Genomic DNA, 19,569 nt, shown 5'->3' on the forward strand with positions numbered 1-19,569 from the left:
AGCGCCTCGAGCGAGGTCAGTCGGCGAGCAGCTTGCTCGACTCGTCGTGCCAACCGGTCGAGACCTGGGAGAGCTTCTCCTGGTACTTGCGACCGTGGTGCGCGCAGAACAGCAGCTCGGAGCCCGAGGGCATGTCGACGCGGATGTAAGCCTGCGCACCGCAGCTGTCGCAACGGTCGGCGGCGGTGAGCTCGAAGCGGGTGCTCAGCTCGTCGGGGGTCGTGGCCACGGTGTTCATCTTCTGCTCCTCTGCGAAAGGATCGGGAACTGCGAAGTACACACATCCAAGCACGCTTGTGTGACGGTCATGTCTCATTCACCTGTGTTTCGCTGTGCGCGTAGCCTTCGCCGCCGTTCTCCGTCCCCTCGACGGTGTGGTGGCGACCCGCCGTCGGCGGTGACGCTTAGCCTTGATCCGTGGCTTCTCCCTCCGACTACTCCGCCCGGCACCTCTCCGTCCTCGAGGGGCTCGAGGCGGTGCGCAAGCGCCCCGGCATGTACATCGGCTCGACCGACTCGCGCGGGCTCATGCACTGCCTGTGGGAGATCATCGACAACTCGGTCGACGAGGCTCTGGCCGGACACGGTGACCGCATCGACGTGGTGCTGCACGACGACGGCAGCGTCGAGGTGCGCGACCGCGCCCGCGGCATCCCCGTCGACATCGAGCCGAAGACCGGGCTCTCGGGTGTGGAGGTCGTCTTCACGAAGCTCCACGCCGGCGGCAAGTTCGGGGCGGGCTCCTACGGGGCGTCCGGCGGTCTCCACGGCGTGGGCGCCTCGGTCGTGAACGCCCTGTCGGAGCGGCTCGACGTCGAGGTCGACCGCGACGGGAAGACCTGGGCGATGTCGTTCCACCGCGGCGAGCCGGGTGTGTTCGACGACAAGGGCACCCCCTCCCCCGACGCCCCCTTCACGCCCTTCGAGTCGGGCAGCGAGCTGCGCGTCGTCGGCAAGGTGGCGAAGGGCGTCACCGGCACGCGCATCCGATACTGGGCCGACCGTCAGATCTTCAGCCCCGGCGCCACCTTCCAGGCCGAGGGCCTGGTCGATCGTGCCCGGCAGACCGCGTTCCTCGTTCCCGGCATCCTCATCGAGATCACCGACCGTCGCACCGAGGGCGAGAACGTGGAGTCGTTCCGCTTCGAGGGCGGGATCTCCGAGTTCGTCGAGCACCTCGCCGCCGACGCTCCCGTCACCGACGTGTGGCGGATCAGCGGGACCGGCTTCTTCACCGAGACCGTCCCCGTGCTCACCGAGGGCGGGGCGATGGTCCCCACCGAGGTCTCGCGCGACTGCGAGGTCGACCTCGCCCTCCGCTGGGGCATCGGGTACGACACCGACGTCAAGTCGTTCGTCAACATCATCTCCACGCCCAAGGGCGGGACGCACCTCGCGGGCTTCGAGGCGGGCCTGCTCAAGTTCCTGCGGCAGACGGTCGAGGCGAACGCACGCCGACTCAAGGTGGGCAACGACAAGCTCGAGAAGGACGACGTGCTCGCCGGCCTCACCGCCGTGCTCACGGTGCGCCTGCCCGAGCCTCAGTTCGAGGGTCAGACCAAGGAGGTGCTGGGCACCCCCGCCGCGCGGGCGATCGTCTCCAAGGTGCTCACCGACGGGTTGAAGGAGCGCTTCTCGTCCAGCAAGCGCGACGACAAGACGCAGTCGTCCCTGGTGCTCGACAAGGTCGTGGCCGAGATGAAGGCCCGCGTCTCCGCCCGGGCGCACAAGGAGACTCAGCGACGCAAGAACGCGCTCGAGTCGTCGTCGCTCCCCGCGAAGCTCGTCGACTGCCGCAGCAACGACGTCGCCTCGAGCGAGCTGTTCATCGTCGAGGGCGACTCCGCGCTCGGCACCGCCAAGCTGGCCCGCTCGAGCGAGTTCCAGGCGCTCCTGCCCATCCGCGGCAAGATCCTCAACGTGCAGAAGGCGTCGATCGCCGACATGCTCTCGAACGCGGAGTGCGCGTCGATCATCCAGGTGATCGGGGCCGGGTCCGGCCGGACGTTCGACCTCTCGGCTGCGCGCTACGGCAAGATCATCCTGATGAGCGACGCCGACGTCGACGGGGCGCACATCCGCACCCTTCTGCTCACGCTGTTCTTCCGGTACATGCGTCCGCTCATCGAGGACGGCCGCGTCTACGCCGCCGTGCCGCCGCTGCACCGCGTCATCGCGATCAACCCCGGGTCGAAGCCGAACGACGTCATCTACACCTACTCCGAGGCCGAGCTCCGCGGTGTGGTGAAGGACATCCAGCGCTCTAAGCGCCGGTACCAGGAGCCGATCCAGCGGTACAAGGGCCTCGGCGAGATGGATGCCGACCAGCTGGCATCGACGACGATGGACCGCGCTCAGCGCACGCTGCGCCGCGTGAACGTCGCCGACGCCGCCGCGGCCGAGAAGACGTTCGAGCTCCTCATGGGCGACGAGGTGGCCCCGCGCAAGGAGTTCATCATCGCCGGCTCGAACGACCTCACCCGCGACCGCATCGACGTCTAGTCCCACGAAGGGCGCGTCCCACCCCGCACCGAGCCGCGAGGAGCCGCCCTTCCGCGGGCTCGCGAGGGGCCGGTTCTCACCGCTCGGCGCGGGAGACGAGCGGGGGCTACTCGCTGAGGGGGCGGGCGGCGATCGTGTCGCGGGCCTGGCGGGCGCGCTCGTCGATCTCGGCGAGGCGCTCCTCGGCGGCGGCCGCGTCGGGGTACGACTGGCCTCGTACCGCGAGGGCCTGCTCGAGCAGGACGTCGGCGAGCTCGGGGTTGTTCGCCAGGATGGGGCCGTGCATGTGGGTGCCCAGGAGTGTGCCCTCCCAGAAGCCCTCCTCGCCTCGCACTCCCTCGACGGCGGCGGTGTTGCCGCGACCGTAGACCACGGTGCCCAGGGTGGCGTGCGACCCGACGTCGACGAACGAGCCGCGATTCTCGAAGCCCACGACCGTGCCGAGGCGCGGCGAGGAGAGGACGAAGTCGCCCACGACACGGTCGCCGCCGTGCCGCGTGGTCACCGGGAAGACACCGGCCCCCGAGACGGTCTCGCCTGTCTCCAGGGTGATCGACTCGCCGAGGAGCTGGAACCCCGCCCCCACGGCGAGGAACGGCACGCCCGACGAGGGGAGCTCGCGCAGGGGCGAAGCCAGCGCCTCCACGACGGACCGCGACACGAGCTGCGCCGAGACGGGACCGCTGCCGACGAACACCAGGTCGATGCCGTCGATCGAGGGAAGCGCATCCGGCTCGTCGACCGCGACGACCTCGACGGGCAGGCCCCGCCACTCGGACCGCAGCCGGAGGATCTCGACGTTCCCCGACTCGCCGTTCATGCCGAGGAGCCGGGGCAGCAGGTGGAGGATGCGCAGGGTCACGCCCCACCGCCTTCCAGCTCCTTGAAGCCGAGCACCTTGCGGATCGACATCATGAGCTCGTAGTTCAGGATCATCACCTTGTGTCCGGTGGAGGGCGGCGGCAGCGCGAGGAAGCGCTTCACCGCGCGCCGCACGTCGAGGTCGACCTCGCCCACCGGCATCCCGAGGTAGCCGAAGCGCACGGCGAACTGCCACGCCTTCGAGCCCGTGATGCCGTCGACGTGGTCGAGACGGGAGAAGTCGATGTCGTAGATCCACGACGGATCCGGCGTGCCCTCGTCGACCGCGAGGAACACCTGCTCCGGCGTCGCGTCGAGAGCGTCGAGGTTCAGCTGCAGCGAGGCCGGGTTCTTCATCATGATGATCTCGACCTGCTCGCCGTCGATCTCGAGCATCTCGCCGCGACCGTAGACGGTCTCGAGAGCGTCGAGCGCCAGCGCCACCAGCTCGGGCTGGAAGCGGTCTCCGAGCACGCTCTTCGCCGTCGCCGCGGCCGCGGCCGCATCGAGCGCGTAGTGCATGCCTCGCGCGGGAAGCCGGACGACGACCTGCGTGTCGCCCAGGGCGAGCGTCGCGTGGACGCCGTCGAGGGCGACGACCTCGACCGAGGCGGGGCGCTCCTTCGACGTGGAAGGGGAGTCGAACCGATCGGCGGTCGCGACCCCGTGCCCTGCGGCCTCCACCAGCGCGGGCGCGCCGCCGAACCAGCTCACGCGTCGGCCCTCACGGGCGGGGATGCGCTCGTCGATGTCGACGAGAAAGTTGTCCTCGCGGTTGAGGATGAGACCGTCGGTCGCCGAGGCCGCGACGGTGGCGAGCATGGTCGCCACCCGGTCGGGCTCGTGGTACCGGTTGAGCTGGTCGATCTGGATGTTCAGCAGCAGCACGGTGCGGGGCTTGAGGAGCCCGGCCAGCCGCGGACCGTAGCCCTCGTCGACCTCCAGCACGGCGATGTCGGCGTCGAGCCGGCCCGAGACCGACACGTCGGCGAGCAGAGCCGACGCGATGCCCTGCGGAAGATTGCCCCCCGACGGGTTGGTGAAGACCTTCAGGCCGTGCGCCCGGACGATCGCCGCGAGCATGTTGGTCGTCGTGGACTTGCCGTTCGACCCGGAGACCGCGACGACCCCGTCGGGGATCGCCGAGATCGTCCGGGCGAGGAAGCCGGGATCGACCTTCAGCGCCGTCGCACCCGGGATCGCCGAGCCGCCGCCGCGCAGACGCGCGGCGACGCGGACGGCGCGGCCGATCAGGACGGCCGCGGCCGTTCGTGCTCCCACGGGCCTACTCGAGGTAGTCGCGCAGCGACTGCGACCGCGACGGGTGGCGGAGCTTCGCCATCGTCTTCGACTCGATCTGACGGATGCGCTCCCGCGTCACGCCGAACGTGTCGCCGATCTGGTCGAGGGTCTTGGGCATGCCGTCGCCGAGGCCGAAGCGCATGCGGATGACGCCGGCCTCCCGCTCGGAGAGCGAGTCGAGGAGCGACTCGAGCTGCTTCTGCAGCATCGTGAAGCCCACCGCGTCGGCCGGGACGACCGCCTCGGTGTCCTCGATCAGGTCGCCGAACTCGCTGTCGCCGTCCTCGCCCAGGGGCGTGTGGAGGGAGATCGGCTCGCGACCGTACTTCTGGACCTCGATGACCTTCTCGGGGGTCATGTCGAGCTCGCGGCTCAGCTCCTCGGGCGTGGGCTCGCGGCCCAGGTCCTGGAGCATCTGGCGCTGCACGCGGGCGAGCTTGTTGATGACCTCGACCATGTGCACCGGGATGCGGATGGTGCGGGCCTGGTCGGCCATGGCGCGGGTGATCGCCTGACGGATCCACCAGGTGGCGTAGGTGGAGAACTTGAAGCCCTTGGTGTAGTCGAACTTCTCGACCGCACGGATGAGGCCCAGGTTGCCCTCCTGGATGAGGTCGAGGAACTGCATGCCGCGACCGGTGTAGCGCTTGGCGAGCGAGACCACCAGGCGGAGGTTCGCCCCGAGCAGGTGGCTCTTGGCGCGCTGGCCGTCCTTCGCCACCCACATCAGCTCACGACGCAGCTGCGGCGTGAGGTTGTCGGAGTTGGCGAGCTTCTCCTCGGCGAACAGGCCGGCCTCGATGCGCATCGCGAGCTCGACCTCTTCGGCCGCGTTCAGGAGCGGGACCTTGCCGATCTGCTTCAGGTAGTCCTTGACCGGGTCGGCCGTGGCTCCCGTGATGGTCGTGGAGTAGACGGGGACCTCGTCCTCGTCGTCGACCAGGGAGAGCACGAGCGCTCCGGCAGGGACCGCCTCGGCCTCGCCGGCGGGCGCGGCGGCCTTCGGTGCGGAGTCGTCTCCGTCCTCCGACTCGGCGTCGTCGGCCGTGTCGGCGGCGTCGCCCTCGGCGACGTCGTCGGTCTCGTCGACCTCGTCGCCGTCCTCGGGCTCCAGCTCGTCGTCGCCCTCCAGCTCGTCGTCGGTCGCCTTGGCCTTCGATGAGGCCTTCGCGCCCTTGGCGGCGGACTGACGGGTCGTCTTCTTCTTCGCGCCGCGAGCGGGCGCGGTCGTCTCCTCCGTGGCCTCGTCAGGCGCCGTTGCCTTGTCGAGGGTGGCTGCGGACTTCGCCATCAGATCACCTTTCGTCCCCAGGATCGGAAGATCGCGCACGAGGTGCAGAGCGGCGGGGCTTCCGGTCCGTGATGTTTTCGGACATTACTAAGACCCATGTCAAGTCGTGACGTTCGCTCACCGAGGATCCGGGTGCGACTCGCGACAGGAACGGGTCTGTACCTTCGATTATTGCACGGAAGCCCGTGTGCTCCTCACACGCGCCGGCGCGAACACCGCACCGTCACGCTCCGCGGCGCCTCCATGCTCTGATGAGTGCAACCCAGATGGGGCCCACCGTTATTCCCTCGTCCTGCTCCAGACGACGGCGTGTCCGCCTTCGCGCACGCACCAGCATGACCAGGCCGAAGCCGATCACGACGTACTGGACGAGGAACGCGCGGCGGAACGCATCCAGCTCGTAGAGGGTCGAGCTCACGCCGGTGTCGAGCTGGATGTCGAGCAGCAGCCCGATGACGAACATCATCACGAACGAGGCGAGGAAGCCGCCCACGTTGACGATGCCGTTGGCGGAGCCGAGCGAGCGCATGGGGTTGAAGGAGCGCGCGAAGTCGAAGCCGATGAGCGACCCGGGGCCTCCCACGCCCAGCACGACGAGGAGGACGATGATCAGCCACAGGGGCGGGATTCCCGGCCAGAGGATGACCGCGGTCCACACGGCGAGGATCGCGAGGGTGATCCCCAGCACCAGGTTCGAGCGCCGCAGCGGGAACCGAGCCGTCAGCAGGCCCAGGATGGGCCCGGCGATCACCCCGCTGATGACGATCACGACGAGCAGCGAGGACGCCGCCTCGGGAGGAAGGCCCACCGCCGACACCAGGAACGGGTAGCCCCAGAACAGGGCGAACACCGTTCCGCTCGACTGAGACACGAAGTGCGACCAGAACCCGAGTTGCGTCCCGGGTCGCCGGAGCGCCGCCCGCAGTCCGCTCAGGGCCTCACGGATGTCGGCGGCCTTCGCGGGCTCGGGTGCCGACCGCGGGCGGTCGGCGAGCAGGGCGATGCCGAGCAGGAAGGCCAGCAGCGACAGCCCGGCCGCCGCGGAGAACGCGGGCGTCCAGCCGAACGAGTGGAGGATGAGCGCGAACGGGATCGCGGACAGGATCTGCCCGAACTGCCCGATGTTGCCGACCCACTGCGACAGCTGCGGGACGATCCGACCCTGGAACCACGACGACGTGAGCCGGATCACCGAGATGAACACCGCCGCATCACCCGTGCCCACGAGGATCCGGCCGAGGATGGCGGGCTCGATGGTGGGAGCGAACGCCAGCACCAGCTGGCCGGCGACCATGACGATCGATCCGCCGCAGATGAGCGCCTTGGGGCCCACCCGGTCGAGGAGGATCCCGAACGGGATCTGCCACGCGGCGTAGACCACGAGCTGGAGCACCGCCAGGCTCGACAGCAGAGCGGCCGAGGACTCGAAGCGCTCGGCAGCCGAGACGCCGGCGACCCCGATGGTGGTCCGCTGGAGGACGGCGGCGGTGTAGGCGAACACACCGACCCCGAAGACGAGCCAGGACCGAGCGGAGTTCACTGCATCGATGGTACCGAGCCCGGAGACGAGCCGCGTTCAGTCGGCGCTGTCGTCGTCTCCGCGGCGCTTCCCCGCGAGGAACCGCTCCAGCTCGGCGCCGATCTCGTCGGCCGTCGGCAGCTCGCCGTCGACGGTCAACGGGGACTGGAGGTTCGTGCCCTCCATGTAGGCGTCGTGTCGCTCCTCGAGCGTCTGCACGAGCTTGGCCAGCTCGGCGTTGCTCGTGACCTGCTCGTCGATGCGGCCGAGGAAGACCCGGCCCTCCTCGCGGATGCGATCAGTCGGGAAGATCAGACCGGTCGCCGCCGACACGCTCTCGAGCCCGGCGAGAGCCGCGCCGGGGAACTCGGTGTCGGCCAGGTAGTGGGGCACCAGGAGCACGAACCCGGTGATGGGGTGATCGAGCTCGCTCAGGCGGTACTCCACCAGGTGCATCGCGTTGCCCGGCGCCTGCGTCGTGGGACGCCAGACCGACATCGACTCGATGAGCTCCTGGCGGTTGCCGCTGACCGTCACGTTGATCGGCCGGGTGTGCGGCACGGGCATCGGGATCGCGTGCACCCACGTCGTCGCCTTGACCTTGAAGCGGTCGACCAGCTCGGTGACGGCGGCGGCGAACCGCTCCCACTTGAAGTCGGGCTCGAAGCCGGTGAGGAACAGGAAGCGGCTGCCGAGCTCATCGGTCATGAGATAGAGGCGCAGCGACTGCGGCTCGTACTCGCTGATGTGATCCTCGTCGAACGTGACCACCGGGCGCCGAGCACGGTAGTCGAGCAGCTCGTCGGCGTCGAACTCGGCGATCAGCGTCGAGCTGAGCGACTCGAGGAGGTACTCCTTCAGCTGCGCCACGGCTGCGCCGGCATCGCTGAAGCCGGTGAGACCGGCGACGAGGTCGAGACCCTCGGGCACGAGCTCCGCCTCGGCGGTGAGCTCGTACAGCCTCTGCTCGTAGTCCATGGCACAACTCTAATCGGGCGGGCTCACCGAGCCGCGGGGCCCGGACAAGCCCTCAGCGAACAGCGTCGGGGCACCCGATTAGCATGGCCGACATGGCACGCGCATCCGTCTCCCTCTCCCCCGCCCGACCCTCGTCCCTCGACTCCGACGCCGTCCTCGTCGTCGCCGCGTGGAAGAAGGACGGCGGGATCGCCCTGCGCGGGAGCGACGACGCCGCGCTGGTCGCCGACCTCGCCGCGGTCGGGTTCTCCGGCAAGCGCGACGAGCTCGTCCGCCTGCCGAACCGATCCGGAGCGGGCTCCGTGGCCGTCGTCGGCCTCGGGACGGCGGAGCCGACCGTCGACGACCTCCGCGCCGCCGCGGGCTCGGCGACGCGGCGCCTGAGCGGGTCCCTCGTCCTCGACCTCGCTCCCGCCGCCGCCACGGAGACCGAGGCGATCGCCGAGGGCGCGCTCCTCGGCGCCTACCGCTACGACGACTACCGCGGCGCAGGTCGCGACGACTCCGAGTCCGACGCGGAGGCCGCCTCGATCGTCGTCGTCGCACCGGAGTCGGATCAGGATGCGATCGACCGCGCCGTGATCACGACCGACGCGGTCAGCCTGGTCAAGGACCTCGTCAACATCCCCGCTCTCGACCTCTACCCCGCCGTCTTCGCCGACCGCGTCGCGGACGAGGTGGCCGGCCTCGCCGACGTCTCGGTGCGGACCTGGGACGAGGCGCAGCTCGCCGCCGACGGCTTCGGCGGCATCCTCGGCGTGGGCCAGGGCTCGACCCGGCCGCCCCGTCTGGTGCGCGTCGAGTACGCGCCGGAGGGTGCGTCCGCGCACCTCGCCCTGGTCGGCAAGGGCATCACGTTCGACACGGGCGGCCTGTCGCTCAAGCCCCCGGTGTCGATGATCGGCATGAAGGACGACATGGCCGGCTCGGCCACCGTGCTCGCCACCCTCATCGCCGCGGCGCGCCGGCGGATCCCGGTGCGCCTCACGGCCTGGCTGTGCCTCGCCGAGAACATGCCCTCCGGGGTGGCGATCCGTCCCGGCGACGTGCTCACCATCCGCGGCGGACGGACCGTCGAGGTGCTCAACACCGACGCCGAGGGGCGTCTGGTGATGGCCGACGGGCTGGTCGCCGCCTCGGAGGAGCAGCCCGACGCCATCATCGACGTCGCGACGCTCACCGGAGCGCAGGTGGTCGCCCTCGGCAACCGGTACGTCGGCGTCATGGGCGACGACCCCGTGGTCCCCCGCGTGATCGACGCGGCCGCCGAGACGGGCGAGACCATGTGGCGGATGCCCATCCCGGTCGAGATGCGGCCGATGCTCGCCTCCGACATCGCCGACATCGCCAACGTGAAGCCGGGCAACACCGCGGGCGGGATGCTCGTGGCCGCCGCGTTCCTGGCCGACTTCGTCGGGACAGGGCCCGACGGCGAGCGGATCCCGTGGGCCCACCTCGACATCGCCGGTCCTGCTCTCAACAAGGAGGGCGGCTACGGATACGTCGGCAAGGGACCCACGGGTGTGGGCGTGCGGACCCTCCTGCGCGTTGCCGAGGCGTACTCCCGCGCGTAGTAAGGTCTTATGGGCGAGACGCTCGCCCTCGAGGCCAGGCCTACGGTGCCCGGCCGGATCCTGACGCACGAGGGAGTTGCTAGGTGTCGGAACAGAAGTTTGACATTGTCGTGCTCGGCGGCGGCAGCGGCGGATACGCTGCAGCGCTGCGAGCGACCGAGCTGGGGTTCTCGGTGGCGCTCATCGAGAAGGACAAGGTCGGCGGCACCTGCCTGCACCGGGGCTGCATCCCGACGAAGGCCCTGCTCCACGCGGCCGAGGTCGCGGACGTGAGCCGCGAGTCGGAGAAGTTCGGCGTGCGCTCGACGTTCGAGGGCATCGACCTGCCGTCGGTGAAGGAGTACCGCGACGAGGTCGTGCAGAGCAAGTTCAAGGGTCTGCAGGGGCTGCTGAAGGCGCGCAAGATCACCACGATCGCCGGTGAGGGTCGGCTCACGTCGCCCACCACGGTCCAGGTCGGCGATGACACGATCGTCGGCGACAAGGTCGTCCTCGCCACCGGCTCCTACTCGCGCACGCTGCCCGGCCTCGAGATCGGCGGTCGCGTGATCACGTCCGAGACCGCGCTGGCCCTCGACTGGATCCCGAACAAGGTCGTCATCCTCGGCGGCGGCGTCATCGGCGTCGAGTTCGCGAGCGTGTGGAAGTCGTTCGGCGCCGACGTGCAGATCGTGGAGGCGCTGCCCCACCTGGTCCCGAACGAGGACGAGGCGATCAGCAAGCAGTTCGAGCGTGCGTTCCGCAAGCGCGGCATCCAGTTCAACCTCGGCACCCGCTTCTCCGGTGTCACCCAGGACGACCAGGGCGTCGTCGTGACCCTCGAGGACGGCAAGACCTTCGAGGGCGACATCCTCCTGGTCGCCGTCGGCCGCGGCCCGGCCACCCAGGGCCTCGGCTTCGAGGAGGCGGGCATCACCGTCGACCGCGGCTTCGTGATCACCAACGACCGTCTCGAGACGAGCGTGCCCGGCGTCTACGCCGTCGGCGACATCGTCCCCGGACTCCAGCTGGCCCACCGCGGCTTCCAGCAGGGCATCTTCGTCGCCGAGGAGATCGCGGGCCTCAACCCGCAGATCGTCGAGGACGTCAACATCCCCAAGGTCACCTACTCCGAGCCCGAGGTCGCCTCGGTCGGTCTGACCGAGGCGAAGGCGGCCGCCCAGTACGGCGCCGACTCGATCACCGCCTACGACTACAGCCTCGCCGGCAACGGCAAGAGCCACATCCTCGGCACCTCCGGCTCGATCAAGGTCGTGCGCGTCAACGACGGCCCGGTCGTCGGGGTGCACATGATCGGCGCCCGTGTCGGCGAGCTCATCGGCGAGGCCCAGCTCGTGGTCAACTGGGAGGCCTACCCGGAGGACATCGCCCCCCTGGTCCACGCCCACCCCACCCAGAACGAGGCCCTCGGAGAGGCGTTCCTCGCTCTCGCCGGCAAGCCGCTCCACGCGCTCTGATCAGCGCCCCCAGCACAGAGTTCCCACAAGGAGAGAGAGTCCCATGAGCGAATCCGTCAACCTCCCCGCGCTCGGAGAGAGCGTCACGGAGGGCACGGTCACCCGCTGGCTGAAGAACGTCGGCGATCGAGTCGAGGTCGACGAGCCCCTGCTCGAGGTGTCGACCGACAAGGTCGACACCGAGATCCCGTCGCCCGTCGCGGGTGTGATCGAGGAGATCCTCGTCCCTGAGGACGAGACCGTCGAGGTCGGCACCGCGCTGGTCCGCATCGGTGACGGGTCGGGGGCAGCGGCGCCCGCCGAGCCCGAGGCGCCGCAGCAGCAGGAGCCCGAGACCGTCGTCACGCCGTCGGCCGAGGCCCCGGCTCCCGCTGAGGAGCCCGCTCCCGCTGCGCCCGCCCCGGTGACGCAGGCTCCCGCGGCGCCCGCCGCTCCTGCTGCTCCCCCGGCCCCGCCCGCTCCGCCGGCCGCCCCCGCTGCGCCGGCCCAGGCCGCGCCCGCCGCTCCGGCGGCACCCGCCCCCGCTGCCGCTGCACCGGCCGCGCCCGCTGCACCGGCGGCTCCGGCCGCTCCGGCCGCCCCCGCTGCTCCGGCCGCGGCCGAGTCGGGCAACGCCGGGTACGTCACCCCGATCGTCCGCAAGCTCGCGCACGACCAGGGCGTCGACCTCGCCACCGTGACGGGCACGGGCGTCGGCGGACGCATCCGCAAGGAGGACGTCCTCGCCGCCGCGGCCTCGGCCTCGACCGGTTCGACGGCGGCCCCCGCTGCGGCCTCGACCAAGCTCGAGACGTCGCCGCTGCGCGGCACCACGCAGCCGATGTCCCGCCTCCGCAAGGTCGTCGCCGAGCGTGCCGTGGCGTCGCTTCAGGCGTCGGCGCAGCTCACCACCGTGGTGGAGGTCGACGTCACCAAGGTGGCGGCGCTCCGCGACCGCGTGAAGGCGCAGTTCCTGGAGAAGACGGGCAGCAAGCTGTCGTTCCTCCCCTTCTTCGCGCTCGCCGCGACGGAGGCGCTGAAGGCGTACCCGATCATCAACGCGACGGTCGACGGGGAGAACATCGTCTACCCCGACCACGAGGGCCTGAGCATCGCCGTCGACACCGAGCGCGGACTCCTCACCCCCGTGGTGAAGAACGCGGGCGACCTCGACATCGCGGGCTTCGCGAAGGAGATCGCCGACCTCGCCGAGCGGACCCGCGACAACAAGCTGAAGCCCGACGAGCTGGCCGGCGGCACCTTCACGCTGACCAACACGGGCTCGCGCGGCGCGCTCTTCGACACCCCGCTGGTGTTCCTGCCTCAGAGCGCGATCCTCGGAACGGGTGCGGTCGTCAAGCGCCCGGCCGTGGTCAAGGTCGACGGGGCCGACGCGATCGCCGTCCGGTCGACCGTGTACCTGGCGCTGAGCTACGACCACCGCATCATCGACGGCGCCGACGCCGCGCGCTTCCTCACGGCGGTCAAGAACCGTCTCGAGGAGGGCGCCTTCGACGCCGACCTGGGGATCTGATCCACCGGGATCGTACGACCTGATCAGCCAGCCGGCCGCTCCCCTCACCATGAGGAGGGAGGCCGGTTCGCTGTCTCCGGGTGACGGCACGGCCCCGGACTCCGCCTCATACGACAGGATCACGACACCACCGAGATCGTCGGCCATCCGCCACGAGCCCTCGGCTCCCCCGACTCCTCCGACTCCCCCGACGCCCTCGAGAGGGTCCGCTGCTCCGCTCGCGAGGAGGGCGAGATCGTCGTGGAGCGCGGCCGACCCCCACTCGTCGACGTCGTCGAGGCAGGCCGGATCCGCGCTCGCGAGACAGTCCGATCGACGCGCGAGCAGTCCTCCCACCGCCGAGAGCGGGTCTGACGCGGGCGCGGCGGAGGGGACGGTGGGCGAGACGGCCGATGGGCCCGATGTCGGCGCTGAGGCGACGCTCGTCGTCCCGGGGCCGGCATCCGCGTCGCGCTCTCCGTCGGCTCCGACGCTCGAGAGCGTGACCCCGGCAACGATCGCCAACCCGAGCGCGATCGCCCCGACGAGCATCCGCCTCCGGCCGATCCTGCGACGGAGGGCGGAGACGAGGGAGGGGATGCTGTCTCGGAGAGCCTGGAGCGCGGCCAGAGCCGGTTCGATGCTCTCCACGATCCCCTCGGGACGGACTGTCTCGCCCTCCGCCGGCGCCTCGTCGCGCCACGTCCACTCCGGGGCCCGGCCCGAGCCGGGGACTGGGACCGATGCCGCCCCTGTCGGCGGTGGGAGCACAGCCCGCCCCGGCGGGTTCGTGCCGTCGAGGGCCGCCCGCCTGTCCCGGTCGGCACGGAAGACCAGGACGACGCCCCCGTCGTCCGAGTGCACGTCGATCAGCGCGCCCGGCTCCTCGCCGCCGTCGTGCCCGGCCTCGCTCGCGGCAGGCGGCGCAGCACCGTGCAGCTGGTGCACCTCCACCGGCTCGCCGTCCGGACCGAGGCCCGCGTGCACCGTGCGGTCGACGCCGACGCGGACCACCTCCTCGAGGTGGTAGCCGTGGAACGGGGGCGCGGGGCTGCGGGTCACGGCACGATCATCGTGGGTTGCAGGAACGCCTGATCGACGGAGCCCGGATCCGTGCACAGCTCTCGCGATGAGCGGCCTTGTGCAGGAGCGGCGGCCATCGCCGAGCGGCCGGAGCCGCACCCGCGGACGAAGTATCCTTGAGGACATGGCACGTTCCTCCGACAAGGCTCAGAAGCAGCCGAAAGAGCCCGGTCGTATCAAGCAGATGTGGCAGGTCTTCCAGATGACCCGCCGCTACGACCCCAACGCGATGTGGATCATGGCGCTCGGCTTCGCGCTCCCCGTCCTCGCGGGAGTCGCGGTCGCCCTGATCATCTCGCGCGACAACGTGTTCGGGATCGTCATGTGGATCCTCGCGGGCGTGCTCGCGGGCCTCCTCATCGCCCTGGTCATCCTGGGTCGTCGCGCCGAGCGTGCCGCCTACAAGCAGATCGAAGGACAGGCGGGCGCGGTCGGCGCCGTGCTGCGCAGCTCGCTGCGTCGCAGCTGGCGCGGCAGCGAGATGCCCGTCGCCGTGAACCCCCGCTCGCAGGATGCGGTCTACCGCGCCGTCGGGCGTGGTGGGGTCGTGCTCATCGGCGAGGGACCCCGCTCGCGCACCCAGCGCATGCTCGACGACGAGAAGCGGAAGGTGCAGCGCATCCTGCCGAACGTGCCGGTCACGTTCATGGTCGTCGGGCCCGACGAGGACTCCGTGCCGCTGCACCGTGTCGCCACGAAGATGGCCCGCATCAAGCCGGTCCTCACCAAGCCCGAGGTGATGGCCGTCAGCAACCGCCTCACTTCACTCACCTCGGCGTCGCCGGTCGCGATCCCGAAGGGCATCGACCCGATGCGGATGCGCCCCCAGCGCCCGCGCTGATCGGCTTCCGACCAGCGCGGCTCAGCGCTTGACGAGGACGGTGCCCGAGAACACGTCGTGGAGGCCGCGCTGGTCCGAGTCCCAGATCACCGCGGGGACGACGAGCATCAGCAGCACCGTGCGGAGGATGGGCCGCCACCAACCGGCCCAGGCGCCGTTCAGCATCACCACGCGCATCCCGAGCAGCAGATGCCCCACGCCGCCGCCGAGAGTGGCGATGAAGAGGCACTGCTCGACGAAGAACACCAGCGAGCTGCCCCACCAGGTCCCGAAGAAGAACGCGTAGTAGATCAGGTAGCAGAGGGCGAAGTCGATGAGGAGCGCTGCGATCCGTCGACCAGGACGGGCGACGGATCCGCGACCCTCCTGAGGGAAGCCGAGGCGTTCCCCGGGCCACCGGCTGGGAGCCGCTCCCCCGGTGGACGCGGGACGATCATCGGGTCTGCTCACCGGTCGAGCCTATCGCCCGACCGGCGGCGTCCTCCGCGGCTCGCTCCGGGCGACCGTTCCGGCAGAACCCAGGCGGACGTAACATGCCGGAAACAATGGTGACACCGCCGCGTCACGACGCACCCGTAGGGTGACGCGTAGCTGTACCCGCAGCTGCTCAGTACCACAGCCATTGGAGACTCATGTTCAGCGATTCTTCCGAGGTGCTCAAGTTCATCAAGGACACCGACGTCAAGTTCCTTGATATCCGGTTCACCGATCTTCCCGGTGTCCAGCAGCACTTCAACATCCCCGCCTCGACCGTCGACGAGGAGTTCTTCTCGGTCGGGCAGCTCTTCGACGGCTCCTCGATCCGCGGCTTCGCGTCGATCCACGAGTCGGACATGCAGCTCATCCCGGATGTGTCGACCGCCTACATCGACCCGTTCCGCGCCGAGCGCACGCTGATCATGGTCTTCGACATCTACAACCCGCGCAACGGGGAGATCTACGGCAAGGACCCGCGCCAGGTCGCCAAGAAGGCCGAGAAGTACCTCGCCTCCACCGGCATCGCCGACACCGCCTTCTTCGCCCCCGAGGCGGAGTTCTACATCTTCGACGACGTGCGCTACGAGGTGAAGCAGAACTCCTCGTTCTACAAGGTCGACTCCAGCGAGGCCGCGTGGAACTCCGGCCGCGAGGAGGAGGGCGGGAACCTCGCCAACAAGACCCCCTACAAGGGCGGCTACTTCCCCGTCTCCCCCGTCGACCAGCACGCCGACCTCCGCGACGACATCTCGCTGAAGCTCATCGACTCGGGCCTCATCCTCGAGCGCGCTCACCACGAGGTGGGCACCGCGGGCCAGGGTGAGATCAACTACCGCTTCGACACCATGGTGCACGCGGCCGACGACATCCTGAAGTTCAAGTACATCGTGAAGAACACCGCGAACCTGTGGGGCAAGACCGCCACCTTCATGCCGAAGCCGCTCTTCGGCGACAACGGCTCGGGCATGCACACCCACCAGTCGCTCTGGAGCGACGGCAAGCCGCTGTTCTACGACGAGGCCGGCTACGGCGGTCTCTCCGACATCGCGCGCTGGTACATCGGCGGTCTGCTGAAGCACGCCCCCGCGGTGCTCGCCTTCACCAACCCGACCGTGAACTCGTACCACCGTCTGGTCCCCGGCTTCGAGGCCCCGGTCAACCTGGTCTACTCGGCCGGCAACCGCTCGGCGTCGATCCGCATCCCGATCACGGGCACCAACCCGAAGGCGAAGCGCATCGAGTTCCGTGCGCCCGACGCCTCCGGCAACCCGTACCTCGCGTTCGCCGCGCAGATGATGGCGGGCCTCGACGGCATCCTGAACCGCATCGAGCCGCACGAGCCCGTCGACAAGGACCTCTACGAGCTCCCGCCCGAGGAGGCCAAGAACATCCCGCAGGTGCCGGCGTCGCTCGGCGAGGCCCTCGACGCGCTCGAGGCCGACCACGAGTTCCTCACCAAGGGCAACGTCTTCACGCCCGACCTCATCGAGACCTGGATCTCGTACAAGCGTGAGAACGAGATCAAGCCGATCGCCCAGCGCCCGCACCCCTTCGAGTACGAGCTCTACTACGGCGTCTGATCAGACTCCCCCGGAATGGCGGGGGTCGGGCACGTCCTGATCCCCGCTAGTCCGCAAAAAGTCCGCACGAGCGTCCAGTACCGTCTGGATCACCGCTCGTGCGGACTCGTCTTTGTCCGGGAACATGTGCCCGTAGGTGTCAAGCGTCGTCTTCGCGGACGAGTGACGCATCCGCTTCTGCACCGTCTTGATATCGAGCCCTGCAGCAATCAGGAGCGACGCGAAGTAGTGGCGCAGGTCGTGGATGCGGAACCCGTTGGGCAGCCCCTCGACCGCCGTGCGCGCCTTCGCGAACGCGGTTTCGATCGTGTACGGCGCAACGGGCCGCCCGAAGGCGCCCACGACGAGCGTGCTACTCCCCCACTCGGCTGGAACCCGGTTGAGCTCAAGCGCGAGGTCGGTGGGGATCGGGATGGGCGTCTTCGAGATGTCCGTCTTGAGTGGCTCGTCGGGGTACTGGATCTCGGGCGAGACGATGCCGCGCATGAAGTCGACGTCGCGCGTGCGGATTGCGGCAATCTCGGCGACCCGCAGGCCGACGAACGCTCCGAGCAGCACAACGGGACGCATCCCATCCGGCATCGCCTCGTAGAGCGCCCACACCTGCTCGGTGGTCGCGACGTAGGGGCGCTGCTTCGGGGCCGGCGGCGCTGTCCTGCGGCTGACCGGCGACCGCGGGATCAGTCCGTCGCGCACGGCGTCGGAGAAAATCTGCGATAGGCGCGAGTGCAACGCGTAGACGGTCGACGTCGCGAGCCCCTGCGCTGCAAGCTTCGTGGTCCACGCCTTGACCTGCGACGGACGGACAGCGGCTAGCGGCTGACCTCCGAATTCGGCGGCAATGTGCTTGACGTGCGTGCGCGCCTGTCGGATCGTCGAGTCCCGGCCTCCGTAGCCGTCGAGCCACGTTTGGCACCACTCCCCGACAGTCGTCTTCGCAGTCTTCGGATCGGTCCATGTCCCAGCCCGCATCTTGGCGATCTCGCCATCGAGCCAGTCCTGGCCCTCACGCTTCGTCTTCGTGTGCTTCGCATGCTCACGGCCCGCGGCGTCGCGGTAGCGTGCCCTCCACATGCCGTCCGGCCTTCGCTTCAGACTAGCCATCCCGCTGCAACCCCTCGCGAGTCGACGGAGACAGCTCCTGAAGGAGCTGGTTGTAGCGGGCGACGACCTGCTCGTACTCCGACTGCAACGACTCCGTGTGACGCTGCCGATCTGCCAGCTCGCCCGCCAACCGCGCTGCCTCACCAGCCAGCCGAGCAAGGCGACTCTGCACCTCGACTTCTGGATCGGTGGTGAACAGGCTCGGCACGTCGGTCTCGAAGATCAATGCCAGAAGGTAGAGCTCCTCGACGGACGTTGGCCGTGCACCCTTCTCGAGCTTGGCGACGGTGGTCTGATGGAACGGCCGTCCGACCGCAGTCAGCATGCGCGCGAGGGCCTCCTGGCTGAGTCCGCGCTCGACACGGAGCGAGCGCACTCGGTCTCCCAGCCTACGGACGCCGCCCTCTACATAAGCCTCAACGTCCCCCGACTGCTTTTTGCTATTCGCCACGAGTATGAAGCGTAGTTGCCTGAGCCGCTTGACAGCAACACCGAGTGTGCCTAGCCTAATGCTCACAACGCATGAACGAGGCATGCGCAGAGCGAATGGGAGCAATGAGAGTGACAGGAATCGTCGTGCTGCTGACGCTCACGGAGACCGCCGAACGTCTTCGCAAGACGCCGCAGGCACTGCGCTGGATGATCCACCAGGGGACGGCGCCTAGGAGCGCGGTCATCGGTGGGCGGCGAATGTTCCGTGAGGCAGACGTCAACGAGTTCATCGAGGCAGCCTTCGCCAAGGAGGCCGCGTCGTGACATCACCAATGAGTGAGGCCCCAACGGTGGCACCCGTCGAGGCCTCGGAAGAAGTACCCATCCACCCCTATCAGGAAGAAGGATCCATCATGGTCGACACTACCAGCACCGCCCAGCTGCTGCCTCACGAGTTCTATGAGCGCCGCGCCGAGTGGATCGAGCAGCTCACGGCAGCGGCTTCTCCGTCTGGCGTCGTGGGCGATGTCACGAGTCCGATCGACCACGACGGCAGCGTCATGAATTACCGCGAGGTCAATCTCGGCTCCGAGAATGACGCGATCGTGCAAGAGCTCGAGCCGTCGATGCGGCCATGGCGGGTGTACCTCGAGTACCCGAACGACTCGCTGTCGGTGTCCGAAGCACGGCTCTTCGCGCTCAAGCTCGTCGACGCCATCGCCCGCGCGGACGTCCTGAACGTGGCGTTCGAGGAGACGCAGGGAGCCCCGGAGTGACCAAGGGGACTCGTCCGAAGGTGATCGCACTGCTCGACAGCGAACACTGGGGAATCGGCGTCACGCTCGAGGCGGACCCGAGCTCCGGCGCGCAGATCGTGATCTCGCCGATGGACAGGTGGGAGCTCGGAACGGCGGACTACGCGAAACGCATCGAGGAGCTGCGGTCGCTCCTGAAGGACGCTCGCGCGCAGATCAGCGACTACCTGCTGAAGCATCCGGAGGTGGCGGAATGATCACTCGCACGATCTCCACAGCCCGATCCGGTGCTCTGCGCGTCAGTCTCCTGGGCTCGGGTGA

General features: G+C 69.3%; 19 protein-coding genes. 10 read left to right on the forward strand and 9 right to left on the reverse strand.

What is annotated here, in order from left to right; translation table 11 throughout:
* Positions 1–16 precede the first annotated feature (16 nt).
* Positions 17–238, reverse strand: coding sequence for a DUF7455 domain-containing protein (locus IEX69_RS02755; RefSeq protein WP_085019605.1), 222 nt, complete (start codon positions 236–238; stop codon positions 17–19).
* Between the two features lie 179 nt (positions 239–417).
* On the opposite strand from IEX69_RS02755, the gene IEX69_RS02760 reads away from it, so the two are divergent.
* Positions 418–2,502: a DNA gyrase/topoisomerase IV subunit B gene (locus IEX69_RS02760; RefSeq protein ID WP_085019606.1), complete on the forward strand. Its 2,085-nt coding sequence runs from the start codon at positions 418–420 to the stop codon at positions 2,500–2,502.
* Between the two features lie 106 nt (positions 2,503–2,608).
* Here the strand turns inward: IEX69_RS02760 and IEX69_RS02765 are convergent, their stop codons facing one another.
* The 5 genes from IEX69_RS02765 to IEX69_RS02785 all read right to left on the reverse strand — a co-directional run bounded on the left by IEX69_RS02765 (position 2,609) and on the right by IEX69_RS02785 (position 8,453).
* Positions 2,609–3,364: a type 1 glutamine amidotransferase gene (locus IEX69_RS02765; protein WP_229756211.1), complete on the reverse strand. Its 756-nt coding sequence runs from the start codon at positions 3,362–3,364 to the stop codon at positions 2,609–2,611.
* Positions 3,361–4,644: a MurT ligase domain-containing protein gene (locus IEX69_RS02770; protein ID WP_085019607.1), complete on the reverse strand. Its 1,284-nt coding sequence runs from the start codon at positions 4,642–4,644 to the stop codon at positions 3,361–3,363. Before IEX69_RS02770 ends, IEX69_RS02765 begins: the two co-directional genes overlap by 4 nt.
* Positions 4,645–4,648: 4 nt before the next feature.
* Positions 4,649–5,956, reverse strand: coding sequence for an RNA polymerase sigma factor (locus IEX69_RS02775; RefSeq protein WP_085019608.1), 1,308 nt, complete (start codon positions 5,954–5,956; stop codon positions 4,649–4,651).
* 223 nt (positions 5,957–6,179) lie between these two features.
* Positions 6,180–7,496, reverse strand: a complete 1,317-nt coding sequence (locus IEX69_RS02780) for an MFS transporter (protein ID WP_085019609.1) — start codon at positions 7,494–7,496, stop codon at positions 6,180–6,182.
* 36 nt (positions 7,497–7,532) lie between these two features.
* Positions 7,533–8,453 carry a proteasome assembly chaperone family protein gene (locus IEX69_RS02785; protein ID WP_085019610.1) on the reverse strand — a complete coding sequence of 307 codons (921 nt, stop codon included), beginning with the start codon at positions 8,451–8,453 and terminating at the stop codon, positions 7,533–7,535.
* A gap of 92 nt (positions 8,454–8,545) precedes the next feature.
* Between IEX69_RS02785 and IEX69_RS02790 the strand changes: the two genes are divergently transcribed.
* From IEX69_RS02790 to IEX69_RS02810, 5 genes are all read left to right on the forward strand, one after another.
* Positions 8,546–10,027 (forward strand): leucyl aminopeptidase, encoded by a 1,482-nt coding sequence (locus IEX69_RS02790; RefSeq protein ID WP_085021441.1) that lies wholly within the window; start codon positions 8,546–8,548, stop codon positions 10,025–10,027.
* Between the two features lie 83 nt (positions 10,028–10,110).
* Positions 10,111–11,484 carry a dihydrolipoyl dehydrogenase gene (gene lpdA, locus IEX69_RS02795; protein ID WP_085019611.1) on the forward strand — a complete coding sequence of 458 codons (1,374 nt, stop codon included), beginning with the start codon at positions 10,111–10,113 and terminating at the stop codon, positions 11,482–11,484.
* A gap of 43 nt (positions 11,485–11,527) precedes the next feature.
* On the forward strand, positions 11,528–12,997 hold the full coding sequence (gene sucB / locus IEX69_RS02800; RefSeq protein WP_085019612.1) for a 2-oxoglutarate dehydrogenase, E2 component, dihydrolipoamide succinyltransferase: 1,470 nt from the start codon (positions 11,528–11,530) through the stop codon (positions 12,995–12,997).
* An 837-nt stretch (positions 12,998–13,834) separates the two neighbouring features.
* Positions 13,835–14,071, forward strand: a complete 237-nt coding sequence (locus IEX69_RS02805) for a hypothetical protein (protein WP_085019613.1) — start codon at positions 13,835–13,837, stop codon at positions 14,069–14,071.
* 112 nt (positions 14,072–14,183) lie between these two features.
* On the forward strand, positions 14,184–14,900 hold the full coding sequence (locus IEX69_RS02810; protein WP_085019614.1) for a DUF4191 domain-containing protein: 717 nt from the start codon (positions 14,184–14,186) through the stop codon (positions 14,898–14,900).
* A gap of 21 nt (positions 14,901–14,921) precedes the next feature.
* On the opposite strand, the gene IEX69_RS02815 is transcribed toward IEX69_RS02810, so the two are convergent.
* Positions 14,922–15,350 carry an RDD family protein gene (locus IEX69_RS02815; protein WP_085019615.1) on the reverse strand — a complete coding sequence of 143 codons (429 nt, stop codon included), beginning with the start codon at positions 15,348–15,350 and terminating at the stop codon, positions 14,922–14,924.
* Positions 15,351–15,532: 182 nt separating this feature from the next.
* Between IEX69_RS02815 and glnA the strand changes: the two genes are divergently transcribed.
* Positions 15,533–16,957, forward strand: a complete 1,425-nt coding sequence (glnA, locus tag IEX69_RS02820) for a type I glutamate--ammonia ligase (RefSeq protein WP_085019616.1) — start codon at positions 15,533–15,535, stop codon at positions 16,955–16,957.
* On the opposite strand, the gene IEX69_RS02825 is transcribed toward glnA, so the two are convergent.
* Together IEX69_RS02825 and IEX69_RS02830 are read right to left on the reverse strand one after the other, a co-directional pair.
* Complete coding sequence (locus IEX69_RS02825) at positions 16,958–18,061, reverse strand: tyrosine-type recombinase/integrase (RefSeq protein WP_085019617.1); 1,104 nt, start codon at positions 18,059–18,061, stop codon at positions 16,958–16,960.
* The gene (locus tag IEX69_RS02830; RefSeq protein WP_085019618.1) at positions 18,054–18,596 is read right to left on the reverse strand and encodes a helix-turn-helix transcriptional regulator; all 543 of its coding nucleotides are present in this window, start codon (positions 18,594–18,596) and stop codon (positions 18,054–18,056) included. The genes IEX69_RS02825 and IEX69_RS02830 overlap by 8 nt, the downstream gene beginning before the upstream one ends.
* Before the next feature lie 41 nt (positions 18,597–18,637).
* Here IEX69_RS02830 and IEX69_RS02835 point away from each other — a divergent pair, with 41 nt between their 5' ends.
* Genes IEX69_RS02835 through IEX69_RS02845 form a run of 3 tightly spaced genes read left to right on the forward strand, consistent with a single transcriptional unit; the run spans position 18,638 to position 19,505 of the window.
* Positions 18,638–18,817, forward strand: a complete 180-nt coding sequence (locus IEX69_RS02835) for a helix-turn-helix transcriptional regulator (protein WP_229756212.1) — start codon at positions 18,638–18,640, stop codon at positions 18,815–18,817.
* A 26-nt stretch (positions 18,818–18,843) separates the two neighbouring features.
* Entirely contained in the window at positions 18,844–19,269 is a 426-nt protein-coding gene (locus tag IEX69_RS02840; RefSeq protein ID WP_157127165.1) for a hypothetical protein, read from the forward strand.
* On the forward strand, positions 19,266–19,505 hold the full coding sequence (locus IEX69_RS02845) for a hypothetical protein (protein WP_085019621.1): 240 nt from the start codon (positions 19,266–19,268) through the stop codon (positions 19,503–19,505). The genes IEX69_RS02840 and IEX69_RS02845 overlap by 4 nt, the downstream gene beginning before the upstream one ends.
* The last annotated feature ends 64 nt before the right edge of the window (positions 19,506–19,569 follow it).

Source organism: Cnuibacter physcomitrellae, from assembly GCF_014640535.1.
GTDB lineage: Bacteria > Actinomycetota > Actinomycetes > Actinomycetales > Microbacteriaceae > Cnuibacter > Cnuibacter physcomitrellae.